The 13,042-nt window shown below is 31.5% G+C and carries 11 protein-coding genes and 1 pseudogene; 4 read left to right on the forward strand and 8 right to left on the reverse strand.

The genetic code is table 11. The features are described 5' to 3' along the window. Positions 1–14: 14 nt before the first annotated feature. Both KQS_RS00120 and KQS_RS00125 read left to right on the forward strand, forming a co-directional pair. On the forward strand, positions 15–1,721 hold the full coding sequence (locus KQS_RS00120; RefSeq protein ID WP_014387183.1) for a lytic transglycosylase domain-containing protein: 1,707 nt from the start codon (positions 15–17) through the stop codon (positions 1,719–1,721). 75 nt (positions 1,722–1,796) lie between these two features. Continuing rightward, positions 1,797–2,243 carry a GNAT family N-acetyltransferase gene (locus KQS_RS00125; protein ID WP_014387184.1) on the forward strand — a complete coding sequence of 149 codons (447 nt, stop codon included), beginning with the start codon at positions 1,797–1,799 and terminating at the stop codon, positions 2,241–2,243. Positions 2,244–2,282: 39 nt separating this feature from the next. Here the strand turns inward: KQS_RS00125 and KQS_RS00130 are convergent, their stop codons facing one another. From KQS_RS00130 to KQS_RS00165, 8 genes are all read right to left on the reverse strand, one after another. Further along, entirely contained in the window at positions 2,283–3,107 is an 825-nt protein-coding gene (locus tag KQS_RS00130; RefSeq protein ID WP_014387185.1) for an OmpA family protein, read from the reverse strand. Positions 3,108–3,117: 10 nt separating this feature from the next. Then, positions 3,118–4,752 (reverse strand): S41 family peptidase, encoded by a 1,635-nt coding sequence (locus tag KQS_RS00135; protein WP_014387186.1) that lies wholly within the window; start codon positions 4,750–4,752, stop codon positions 3,118–3,120. A 67-nt stretch (positions 4,753–4,819) separates the two neighbouring features. Continuing rightward, positions 4,820–5,221, reverse strand: coding sequence for a ribonuclease P protein component (gene rnpA, locus KQS_RS00140; protein WP_014387187.1), 402 nt, complete (start codon positions 5,219–5,221; stop codon positions 4,820–4,822). A gap of 228 nt (positions 5,222–5,449) precedes the next feature. Continuing rightward, positions 5,450–7,336 carry a M1 family metallopeptidase gene (locus tag KQS_RS00145; protein ID WP_014387188.1) on the reverse strand — a complete coding sequence of 629 codons (1,887 nt, stop codon included), beginning with the start codon at positions 7,334–7,336 and terminating at the stop codon, positions 5,450–5,452. A 90-nt stretch (positions 7,337–7,426) separates the two neighbouring features. After that, positions 7,427–9,022: a S8 family serine peptidase gene (locus KQS_RS00150; RefSeq protein WP_014387189.1), complete on the reverse strand. Its 1,596-nt coding sequence runs from the start codon at positions 9,020–9,022 to the stop codon at positions 7,427–7,429. A 75-nt stretch (positions 9,023–9,097) separates the two neighbouring features. Then, entirely contained in the window at positions 9,098–9,955 is an 858-nt protein-coding gene (locus KQS_RS00155) for an MBL fold metallo-hydrolase (protein ID WP_014387190.1), read from the reverse strand. Between the two features lie 48 nt (positions 9,956–10,003). Beyond that, positions 10,004–11,083 (reverse strand): M48 family metallopeptidase, encoded by a 1,080-nt coding sequence (locus KQS_RS00160; protein WP_014387191.1) that lies wholly within the window; start codon positions 11,081–11,083, stop codon positions 10,004–10,006. Between the two features lie 3 nt (positions 11,084–11,086). Beyond that, entirely contained in the window at positions 11,087–12,046 is a 960-nt protein-coding gene (locus tag KQS_RS00165; protein WP_014387192.1) for a YjgN family protein, read from the reverse strand. Positions 12,047–12,263: 217 nt separating this feature from the next. Between KQS_RS00165 and KQS_RS00170 the strand changes: the two genes are divergently transcribed. Both KQS_RS00170 and KQS_RS14135 read left to right on the forward strand, forming a co-directional pair. Then, positions 12,264–12,593 (forward strand): HesB/IscA family protein, encoded by a 330-nt coding sequence (locus KQS_RS00170; RefSeq protein ID WP_014387193.1) that lies wholly within the window; start codon positions 12,264–12,266, stop codon positions 12,591–12,593. A gap of 70 nt (positions 12,594–12,663) precedes the next feature. Continuing rightward, positions 12,664–13,025 (forward strand): annotated as a pseudogene (locus tag KQS_RS14135) (four helix bundle protein). Positions 13,026–13,042 lie beyond the last annotated feature (17 nt).

Genomic DNA, 13,042 nt, shown 5'->3' on the forward strand with positions numbered 1-13,042 from the left:
AAATAAAGATTAAAATGAGAAAATTATTGATTATTGCTTTGTCTGTAATGGCAGGAGAGTTTTCAATAGCTCAAGAAAGTCAAGAGAAAGAATTACCATTATTTGCCCCAAAAGTATCGTACTTAGATTCTCTAAAATCGACTTTTGTAAACCATTCTACTAGTTCATGTATCGATGAACGATGGATGAATGAATTGGCAAATTCGCAACTTTCTAAAGAAATGTTTTATGACATTGAACATTTAAACATTGATGAGAAAGTAAATTATGATTTTGATACCGAGTTATTTAAAAACAGATTAAAAAAATTAGACGCACGTTCACCATTTGTAATTGAGTACAACCCAACGTTAGAAAATACCATTAAAGCCTTCTTAAAAAACAGAAGTAAAAGTATTGAACGTCAAATGGCTTTGGCGGAATATTACTTTCCAATGTTTGAAGAGCATTTGGCAAAATATAATTTACCTTTAGAAATTAAATACTTAGCTATTGTAGAGTCTGCTTTAAATCCAAAAGCAAAATCTAGAGTAGGAGCTGGTGGTATTTGGCAGTTCATGCCTGCTACTGGGAAGCAGTATAAATTAGACATTTCTTCTTATATTGATGAACGACACGACCCATTAAAAGCTACGGAGGCTATGTGTCATTACATGACTAATATGTATGCTATTTTTGGCGATTGGAGTTTAGTGTTAGCTTCTTATAATTGTGGCCCAGGAAATGTGTCTAAAGCAATTCGTAGAGCTGGCGGAAGTACTGATTATTGGGAAATTAGAAAGTATTTACCACAAGAAACAGCCAATTACGTTCCTGCATTTTTAGCAACAATGTACATTTATGAGTTTAAGAAAGAATATGGATTAGTGCCTCAAAAAGCGAGTGTTACTTACTTTGAAACAGATACAGTTGCTGTAAAAAAGGCAATGAGCTTCAAACAATTGTCTGAACTTTTAGATGTTTCTATAGAAGAATTGGAGTTCTTTAATCCAACCTACAGTAAAAACCATATTCCTTCATACGAAGACGAGATTTATTTTTTACGATTACCAAAAAATAAAATTGGATTATTTGTTTCAAATGAAGAAAAAATCTATGCCTATGTTGATTATTTAGAAAATGAAAAAATACGTAAGGCACAACTTGCAAAGGTTCAAAAAAGAGACAGTATTGCTAAAAAAGATTCTGTCGCTATTGCTTTAGCTACTACAGGAGATGTAGAATATGAAAAAGTCATTGAAAAAAGAATAAAAGAAATAATCAAAAAAGACTATCATAAAGTTAAAAAAGGCGAAACACTTTCTGAAATTGCAGACAAACACAATGTTTCCATTACTGATTTAAGAAAATGGAACAAAATTAAAGGAAGCAATATAAACTTTGGTCAGTCTTTGGTTATTCAAACCAAGAAGAAAGTTTCGGTCAATGAAGTGGTTAAAAAACCAATTAAGAAATCCGAGATAAAACCTTCTGAAACAGATGTATTAGTGGCAGATACTAACCCAACAGATAAAACAGCGGAATCAAAAGAAGTTGTTACTACTTCTGCTAAAAAAGATCGAATTGAAATTAAAGAAGACTTTTATATTGTTCAAAAAGGTGACTCTATTTTTTCTATCACAAAAAAATTCCCTAATTTAACTGTGGAAGATTTAAAAAAGAAAAATAACTTACCAAATAACAATATTCAACCTGGAATGAAATTAAAAATTCAAGGTTAAAAGAACCATAAAAATTTATAGAATTGCCATAAAGATTGTTTTCTTTGTGGCAATTTTAGTTTAAACCCCATTACAATGTTAGAATTTAAAATAAAGCGATTTAACGAACTTTCTATTGTTGAGTTGTATGAATTACTACGATTACGCTCAGAAGTCTTTGTAGTAGAGCAAAATTGCGTGTATCAAGATATTGATGGTAAAGATGAGAAAGCAATACACGTTTTAGGGTATAGTAATGGTATTTTAGTGGCATATTCTCGTTTATTTGCACCAGGTTACTATTTTGACAATGCTTCAATAGGACGTGTTATTGTTAAAGCAGATTTTCGCGATAAAAAATTTGGTCATGACTTAATGAAAAAAGCAATTGAAACCATTGAGAAAGCGTTTAATACGTTAGCAATAACTATTTCTGCCCAGCAATACTTAAAAAAGTTTTATGAAAGTCATGGTTTTGTTCAAACCAGTGAAATGTATTTAGAAGACGATATTCCTCATATTCAAATGATGAGAAATGCGTAAAAAAAAGGCTGTTATTAATTTAAGACAGCCTTTAAAATTTTATTTTATTTTAGTAATAACCAATTCCACTCTTCGGTCAAATTGAACATCTTTTCCTAGCGGTTGTGTATTGCCATAACCTTTATACGTCATTCGGGTTACACTAATTCCTTTTTCTTGAAAGTAACGATAGACTCTTTTGGCTCGGTTTACAGAAAGCTCTCTTTTTTTAGTGTGTTTGTCAATAGCTTCTTTTTGAAAAGTAGGCGTGCAACATACATGTCCTTGTATTTCAATACATATTTTAGGATTACGTTTTAATAATAATACCATTTTGTCTAATTCTTTTTTAGAAGAAGCAGTTAAGTTACTACTCCCTTTTTCAAATAACACGTTTTCTAAATAAACGCGATCGCCTTCCACCGCATCTTTTCGAATGGTTTTGTAAATTCCTGGAATGTTTAATTCTTCAATTACTAAAGGTTTAAAGTTTAACACCACATCCACACGACGGTTTTTGGAACGGGCTTCCGGTACATTTTCTTCTAAATCTTCATCTATTAAAACCTTACCTTTCCCTTCAATGGTAACGATAATTTTTAATTTCACCCCTTTTTTAATCAACATGTCTTTTACACCATTGGCTCTTTTTTGAGACAATTTGTAATTGTAATCTACTTTACCAACATCGTCACAATACCCAAAAATGGAAATACTTTCTAAACGGGTTGTATCAATTAACTTTAAAAATTCCACTACTGCTTCAGATTGTAACGGTTTTAATTCAGATACATCTGATTCAAAATAAATAGAATGTACTGTTTCTTCTTGGGCAAGACTTATTAATGAAAAAAATAAAAATAAAAGTAGGGTGATTTTCTTCATGGTTATGGGTTTATTTTTTTAATATTTTGTTATATTCTGCCGGGGTATTTACAAGTTGCATGGCTTTAGAAACATCGCTGTATTTTGAAGAAACATAATCATAAAAGGCATTTCTGTATCCATATCTTAACAATAACTCTTGATACAGTAATCGTTTGATTTCTTCTTTTTGTTTGTCTAATTCTTTGTCTTTTGAACGATCAATTGCAGCTTCCAATTGTTTTACTTCAACAGAAATTTCGTTGTCTATTTTTTCTTTTTTAGCAGCTTCTAAAAGACTTTTTAAGTTTTTTTCGGTATTAGTGTTAATTTCGATTTTCTCTTTCTTTAAATAGGCTTTAAACTCATTAAACTCCGCGTCTGAAATCATAGTTGGCATTTTGGCATTTGGATTTTTATAATACAATACCGTGGCAAAATCAAAAATAGCATCAGTTTCATTGATATTTCTTCCGATAGTGCTTAATTTCATGTCTAAAATTTCAACATCAGGCAAAACTCCACCACCATCATACACGGTTCTTCCTTTTTTAGTTTTGAAGGCATTGTATTCTTTTTCAGAGGTTTTAATGGGTTTGCCATTTTCATCTTTTTTACTGTAATCTGTTGCCTGAATGCATCTTCCCGAAGGTGTGTAGTATTTAGAAATTGTAACTTTTACTTGTGTACCATAGGCTAAATTAAACGGGCGTTGTACCAATCCTTTTCCGAAACTTCTGTTACCAACAATCACCGCACGGTCTAAATCTTGTAAGGCTCCTGACACAATTTCTGAAGCCGATGCACTTCTATCATTAACTATTACCGCTAATGGAATTTCAGTATCTACGGGTTCGTTTCTGGTTTTATAGGTATGATTATGAACTGTGTTTTTTGATTTTGTTGTTACAATAACCTCGTCTTTAGGCACAAATAAATTACAAATATTTACGGCTTCGTGTAAAAGTCCGCCCGGATTGTCTCGTAAATCTAAAATAATTTTGGTAGCTCCTTGTTCTTTTAATTTCAATAAGGCTTCTTTGGTTTCTGCTGAAGCTTTTTCATTGAACTTAGACAGCACAATATAACCGGTTTGATTGGCTAATAATTTATAATACGGAACGGCTTTTATTTCGACCTCATCTAAAACAATTTGTCCTTTTTTTTGAACTCCTTGACGAGTGTATAAAATGTCAATTTTGGTGTTTTTAGCTCCTTTTAATAGGGCAGAAGCGTCTTCCTTAAAGTCTTTTAAATTTACATCTCCAATTTGCGTTATGATGTCTCCAGCTTTGAAGCCGGCTTTATCGGCAGGCATGTTTTGGTATACTTCTCTAAGAATTAATTGTCCGTCGCGACGTGTAATTAAAGCACCAATTCCTGTGTATTCTCCCGTGTTGTTAATTTTGTATTTCAACACGTCTTGTTCATTAAAAAAAACAGTGTAGGGATCCAATTCCTTTAGCATTCCTTTTATCGCCACATCCATTATATTGCCTGGATTGGTTTCATCCACATAATTTTGGTTAACGACTTTAAACATGGATGTGAAAATTTCGATTTGTTTGGCTAATTCAAAAAAATCATTTTGAAAACTCATTCCCACCAACAAAAAGCCCGATAAGACCGTTGGAATTACAATTTTCTTTTTTAACGAAAATTTCATGTACACTTGGTTTAATTAATTTTACGAAAGTAATTAAAATCTTCAAAAACTAAACCAAAAAGTTGGTTTACTTGTTTTTAGTTTGGAATTTTTCAAACAATTGAATGGTTTTTTCTTCAATTTCTTGATAGGAAAGGCGCTCTTTGGTTTGGTAAAAAAACATGAACGCATAGGGTTGGTCTAATTTCTCTAGTAATAATGTTTTATTTAAACGATAACATTCTCTCAAAACACGTTTAAAATAATTTCGGTCAACCGCCTTTTTAAAGTATTTTTTAGAAACCGAAACCCCCATTTGAAGCGGTCCTAAGTCGGGATTTTGATTTTTTAAAAAGGTATAATTTTCTTCTGTAATGGGCACATACACTAAACGCAACGGATATTTAGAAACCGATTGACCTTCAGAGAACAAAAGATCGATGATTTTCTTGCTTTTTAATTTTTCGTGTTTGGGATAGGTATATTTCATCTTAAGGGCAAATATACAAATACAAACTGAGGCTAACAAGAAAGAAAAAACTCCTCAAAATTCAACAAAAGAGGAGTTTTTCTTAGATTTTAAAATCTTAATACTCGCGATTAGTAATCTTATTTATTATAAAAATATAAAATCTTTTTAATAAATAAAGCTTCAGTTTTATTAATGAAGCTTCATAAAATTAAAAATCTTCATATGATTTTACTCTTTAATTTTTTGTTATTTCGTTATTTCAATTTTATTGTCTTCCGGCTTAATATCTGCTAATAAACCACTTGGGTCAATAGTTACTGATTTAATTTGTGATTTTGTTTTTTCTAATTCTATGGTATAATTAGTAAAAGCCCAATCCCATCCGGCTACAACCGTTCTTTTTAAGGCGGGGTAAGCATTTGGTTTTTCCCATCGCATTAATGTATTAGGAATATAAATGTATTCTTTAGTACCATCAGTATATTCCACAATTAAATCAATGGGCATAGGCATTCTTCCTTTGCGTTCCAATACGACTTTCGTTTTTTGTCCGGCTTCTTGTACTTCTTTAACCGCATAATCAATCGTATTCGTCGTTTGAGTCCATTCGTTTAAATACCAATCTAAATTAGCTCCTGTAACACGTTCTGCCGATTTTTTAATATCGTTTGGAGTAGGATGTGTAAATTTAAAATCGTGGTAGTAACGTTTGATGGTTTTTTCAAGATTTTCTTGTCCAATTATATAGCCTAACTGGGCTAAGAATACTTCACCTTTACTATAGGCTGCAATGCCATAAGCCATGTTTAAATCGTAGCGATCAGCATGAGTTGTTAAAGGTTGTTCTTTTCCACTAGTTGCAATATAAATATAATTTTTAAAGGCATCTGCAAATGGACTTTCTGGTTCTTTTGGTGGTAAAACTTGGTGCATAGCCAAATCAGAAATGTAAGATGTAAATCCTTCATCCATCCAACAATGTTTCGATTCATTCGTCGCTAAAATATGTTGGAACCAACTGTGAGCAAATTCGTGTGCTGTAACTCCCACTAAACTACCATAGCTTCTGTTTCCCGTAATTAATGTACACATAGCATATTCCATACCGCCATCACCGCCTTGTACAACTGAATATTGTTTGTACGGATAAGGACCAACATGTTTGTTGAAAAACGCAAGTAACTCCGCTGTTTTTGGTTGGAATTTTTTCCAGTTTTCAATGTTTTCTGGTTTGTTTTTATAGAAGAAATGCAATTCTACATTGTTTTCTCCCATTATTTTATCATGAATGTATTCTTTGTCGGCACCCCAAGCAAAATCATGCACATTAGGTGCTATAAAGTGCCAAGTTAAGGTTTTGGTTTTTTTAGGGTAAATGACTTGAACACCGGCGTCTTCATACCCTTTTCCTATTTCATTTTTGTTTTGTAGATAACCAGTACCGCCAATCGTATAGTCTTTGTCGATTGTGATTTTCACATCAAAATTTCCCCATACTCCGTGAAATTCTCTTCCAATGTATGGATCAGCTTGCCAACCTTCGAAATCGTATTCCGCCATTTTAGGATACCATTGCGTCATAGATAAAGCCACATTTTCTTCCGAATTTCTTCCCGAACGACGGATTTGTAAAGGCACTTGTCCGTCAAAATCTAATGTAAATGAAACCGTTTGTTTTGGTACTATCGGTTGAGGTAAAGTAACTTCTAATATGGTACCTACTACTTTTGTTTCTGCAGCCACTCCATTTTCTTTGAAATTAGCAATTTTTAAATAACCAATTTCATCCGGTTTTAAAGTGCTGATTCTACTTTCTTTAACCTCTTTATTTTCTTTTTTAAACGTTCGAACCATGCGTTTATCTGGATCTTTTATCGTTTGTAAACGAATATCCATGGCGCTTCCGGGTTGGAAGGCATTGGGGTACAAATGATAATACACTTTTTTTAGTGTATCTGGTGAATTATTGGTGTATTGTAATTCTTGTTTTCCTTTGTATTGGTATTTTTTTACATCCATTTGAACATCCATTTTGTAATCCACGTGTTGCTGCCAATAGCCAGGATTCGGATGGTTTTGTGCTTTTAATTGGAATCCAATCAAAGTAATTCCTAAAACGAAAAGTTGTTTCATAAGATTTTTATTTTGGTCATAAAAAGAAAACCACAAAGATAAACGAGTCGTCTAAACTTTGTGGTTTTTTAACTATTTCTAAACTAATTTTTATTTTTTAGCCATTTTCTCTGCTAAAAGTAACGCATTATATGCATTTACAATTTTTCCAGATTTTGAAGCGTCTTTGAAATTCACTTTGTGTTTGTCTTCCCCAACAGTTACTGTATTGGTTAAGGACGTACCACTTTCCATAATAATTTGTTTTACTTGCTTCGCGGTTAAACTAGGATAGTATGAACGAATTAATGTGGCAACACCAGCTACATTAGGAGAAGCCATCGATGTACCTTGTAAATATTCATAGGTATTTAGCGGTGTAGTAGCGTAGATTTTTTCTCCTGGTGCGTAAATGTCTACATTGTTTTTTCCATAGTTAGAGAAACCAGCAATCATTTTTGAACCATAATTTGGAGCTAAAGCACCAATGATTAACACATTTGATGCAAATTCAGGACTTCCATCATAAGTGTCGTTCGGGTATTTGTTGGTAACATCTAAATCATATGATTCATTTCCAGCCGCAATAACTACCAACACATCTTTAGACTCCGCATATTTGATAGCCTCAATTACCCATTCTTTATGTTGAGAAAAATACTTACCAAAAGATCCGTTAATTACTTTTGCACCATTATCTACTGCATATCGAATTCCTAACGCAATGTCTTTATCATACTCATCTCCATTAGGAACAGCTCTTACCGCCATAATTTGCGCATTGTTGGTAACACCATCGCCGCCAAGTTTGTTTCCTCTTACTTGAGCCACAATTCCCGCTACGTGTGTGCCGTGTTTTGCTTCTTTAGGTTCCGGACCTACTACATTATTATTTCCGTATTTAGTGTCTTTCAAGTCGTCAGGATTATCTCCAACTACTTTTCTTCCGTCAAAATTAACATTAAGATTATAGTCTAATTGCCCATAAACATAATCTTTAAATTCAACAATTTCTTTGTCAAAATCTGCTTTAGAAGTTCCTGATAAAATTTGAGTAAACATTGCTTTCGCTTGTTTTACATTTGTATCATCTGATTGAATTGCTTTTACTTCTTCTAAAGTAAAGTTATCTTTCTTTAAATGATCTTTAATTGTTTTTTCAGCTTTCAGGATAAAATCCAATTGTTGTTTATTGCCTTGTAAATCTTGAATTTGTTTTTCTAATTCCGCTTTAGCTTTGTCATAATCTGGTGTTCCAGGGCCTTTTTTAACTATACGAGTTAATTCTAATTGTTCATGCACCGCATTTCCAAGGAAATTCCATCCATGAATATCATCAACATACCCGTTTTTATCGTCGTCAATATTGTTCCCTGCAATTTCTTTTGGATTCGTCCAAATAACTGCCTTTAAATCTTCATGGTTAATATCTACTCCAGAATCAACAATTCCTACTATAACTTTTTGTCCTTTTTTACCTTTTAATAGTTCAGCATACGCTTTATCCACACTCATTCCAGGAACAGTGTCTTTTACTAAATCCAAATGACTCCATCTTTGTAAATCTTTCTCTTTTAAGGGAGTGGTTTTCAAAGGCATTTTGTCAATATTTTCAACAGGAGTTGGAATTACTTTTGCAGGTCCACAGCTTGCAAGCGCTAATGCAAAAGCAACAGATAAATAATAAGGTCTAAATAATTTTTTCATTTTTAAGGTCTTAATTTTTAAATTAGAAGTTAGATGTTGTTGATTGTTACATTTAATTTGGTTTTTAACAAATTTTTATAACACATCGTTCAAAGACAACGTTTCTTTTAATCGTACGCCTTTTTCTGTTTTTTCAACAGTTACAATAGGGTTGTGTGCATCGTGTTCCAACCATAATAAATAATTTTGGTCAGCAGCTTCATTCATGAATTTGGTTTTTTCATTCATGGTTAAAAGTGGACGCGTGTCATATCCCATTACATAAGGAATAGGCACATGTCCGGCCGTAGCTAATAAATCGGCACAAAAAACAATTGTTTTTCCTTTGTATTGAATATGCGGTAACATTTGTTTTTCGGTATGTCCGTCTACATATAAAATATCAAAACCAAGTTCGTTTGAAAAACCGAAATCGCTATCTGGTCTGTTGATGAATTTTAATTGCCCACTTTCTTGCATCGGAATTAAATTTTCAAGTAAAAAAGAAGCTTTTTCTCTTGGGTTAGGCTTTGTAGCCCATTCCCAATGATTTTCATTGGTCCAAAAAGTGGCGTTTTTGAAAGCTACTTCATATCCAGTTTTATCTTTGTTCCAATTGACACTTCCTCCACAATGGTCGAAATGCAAGTGTGTCATAAAAACATCCGTGATGTCGTCTCTATGAAAACCTGCTTTTTGTAAAGAGGCATCCAGAGAATGATCGCCCCAAAGCGAGTAATAACTAAAAAACTTATCGGATTGTTTATTACCCATTCCTGTGTCAATTAAAATGAGTCGGTTACCCTCTTCAATTAATAAGCAACGAGCTGCAATATCTATTAAATTATTGGCATCCGCCGGATTGGTTTTGCTCCAAATAGTTTTTGGTACTACGCCAAACATGGCACCTCCATCTAGTTTAAAATTCCCGGCTTCAATAGCATGTATTTTCATAATTTTTTGTTTAAAGGTATAAAAAAAGAAGCAATAATAATGATTTGTTTATTTTTTAAGTTCTTCAAATAACCCTTTAAGTTGTTGATTTTCTTTATAATGCGTTTTGTCTTTTTTTAGAAAATCCGACACTTTTTTTATTCTTTCTGTCGTAATTGGGTGTGAACTTAAAAATTCGGGTACCGACAAATTAATTTCTCTCTCGGATTCTTCTAATCTTTTAAACAAGTCTAACATCCCTTTTGGGTTTACATTGTTTTTAATCATTATCTTTAAACCTTCTTCATCTGATTGTTTTTCAAATTCTCTTGAAAAAGAAAGAGATTGTAAACTGTTTGCGTGTTCACCAAGCACAGCCATTATACCATTTACATCACCCAAAATTGTAGAAATAAAAAAATATCCAGATAAATCTCTACACATTAATTTCATGGTATGACGGTGATTGATGTGAGCAGATTCGTGTCCTATTAGTGCAACCAGCTCTTGATAATTATCCATTTTATCAATGATTCCTGTATAAATGACTATATTTCCATCTGGAAGAGCAAATGCATTAACTATATCTGATTCAACTACCGTAAAATTGAGTTTTTTAGTATTATTCAGGTTTAGATTTTTTGAAAAATTATTTAAAATTTTTGTTTTATCATTTACAACTTTTTCTTTAGCAATAGTTTGGTTGTATAGCGTGTTTCCAAGTTGGATGTCGTACTCTTCAGGTATTATATGAACCGCTTTTTCACCTAACCAAGGAATAAAGTAAATGTAACCAAGCATTATTGAAAATAATATGCACAATGCAATTATGATATGAGTTTTGAAACTATAATTTAACAACTTATAATACCAATATTCTTGATTAGTGTTACTTAAATGAGTAATAAGTTCATTTTTAAAGTTTTCATTATTAAAATGAATACTTTCAGCTGTGTCTCCTTTTAGTTGAACTAACGTTGATTTATTGGTTTTGTAAATGATTTCCACTTCTTTTATAGACCAATTTGTCCATAAAGAAGGTTTTCTTTCAAAATATAAACAATTTTTATGTTTATCTAAATGTAATTCAATTTGATAGGGTGTTGAAGATACCCCATCAAAATAAATAGCCTGTGTTTTTCTTGTCATAGTTTAAAATACGAAATCCATGTCTAATGCATCTCCAATATCTTCTCCAGTTGCGTCTTTATAAGCAGTTTCTGTTTGTATAATTGCATCTAAATCAATATCACCTTTTAATTCAATGTTTGAGATAAAAAACTTGATTGTTCTCATTTCAACCCAAGCATAACCTATACCTAAAGTAAATACTAAGATTAAAAAGTTTACTAATGATAAAACTAAAATATCTAGACCTTTTGCAGTTGATTTAAAGTGAATAGACTCATCATTTTTGTATAATCTTGTATAATTTACATAATATTCAAAAATATCTTTTTGCCACCAGAAAAAATAAATACCGATTGTAAATATAGTTAGAAAGTATCCTTTTAAATTCATAACGAAATAATCAGCACCATCACCTTTATATTCCATTTTAATATCACCAAATCTGATATTACCAATTATGTATTTTCTTAAGTTTATAACAAACCAAGAGCCATATATTCCTAATGTAATAAAAGTTAAAAGCAAATCAATAATGAATTTTTTAATTAATTCATTTCTGTCTCCTCTATATCCAAAACGAATACCTCTCCATGATGTTCTAGACATACGATATTTGTATGAACCATGAATAGCTATTGGTAGTATAACTAGAAAACCAACATAAAATAAGAGAAGGCCAACTACGAGCATATTAAGAGATAAAAATAGGAACAAGACACCATATAGAAGGACAAAAATTCCAAGAGCTTTTATAAAACCAATAAACATTTCTTTTCCTGTTCCATGAAATTCAAATGGCGAATTGTTTAAAGTAGTTTCTCCATATAAATATTTTAATTTTTTTTCTTTAGCCCAAGGATAATAGAAACCTAAAGTGATGATGGTTAACAACCAGTTAATAATGATAATTCCAAAATAAGTTTCTCCTTTTCCTTGAAAATCAAGTGAATAGTTTTTGTTTGTTGTAGTGTTTTGTTCCATACGAAGTTAATTATTTAATAAACTGCAATATATAATCTTTTTTAAGTCAAATAAAAAAAATCTATCAAATGATTATTTATTAAAATATAGAGGATTATGTAAAAATACATTTTATGTTGTACCTTTGCTGTTAATTTAGACAAAATCAAAATAAGATAATTAATAGAAAGTTCATTTTAGACGAATCTAAGTTATACAAACAAAAAATACATTGGTTATGATAAAAGTTTCAGACAGTGCAAAGAAAAAAGCCATTGATTTAATGACAGAAGATGGTTTTAATCCAACAAACGACTTCATTCGTGTAGGGGTTAAAAGTGGAGGATGTAGCGGGTTATCTTATGAATTAAAATTCGATAACAAACAAAACGAAGACGATAAATTGATTGAAGATAATGGCATGAAAATTTTATGCGACAAGAAGAGTTTCTTGTATTTAATTGGAACAACATTAGAGTTTTCAGGCGGTTTAAACGGGAAAGGATTTGTTTTTAATAATCCAAACGCACAAAGAACGTGCGGATGTGGAGAATCTTTTTCGTTATAAACGAATCCAAAAAATCTAAAAAGGGATAATTAATAAACCTAAAATGGCAAAGTACAATTCGTTTGAAGAAATGGAAGTTTGTCAAAAAGCACTTCAATTTGGAGTAAAAGTTTATAAACTTACCTTGACAAATGATAAAATTGTCAAAGATTATGGATTAAAAGATCAATTACAAAGAACAGCTTTATCTATTTCTAATGATATTGCTGAAGGATTTGAAAGAGAAACAAAAAAAGAATTTATTAGATTTTGTACATTTCTAAAGGTTCTGCTGGTGAATGTAGAAATATGTTTAATTTTTTACAATTGCTAGAATATATAAATGAAGTAAACTTCTACGACCATAGAAATGACGTTTTAGAGATTTCAAAACAATTAGGTAATTATATTAAATATTTGAAAAATTTGGAAAAGCAAAATAAAATGGCATAACGAAATATTTTGGTTTT

Origin of the sequence: Flavobacterium indicum GPTSA100-9 = DSM 17447, from assembly GCF_000455605.1 — a bacterium.
In the GTDB taxonomy this organism is placed as follows: Bacteria; Bacteroidota; Bacteroidia; order Flavobacteriales; family Flavobacteriaceae; genus Flavobacterium; species Flavobacterium indicum.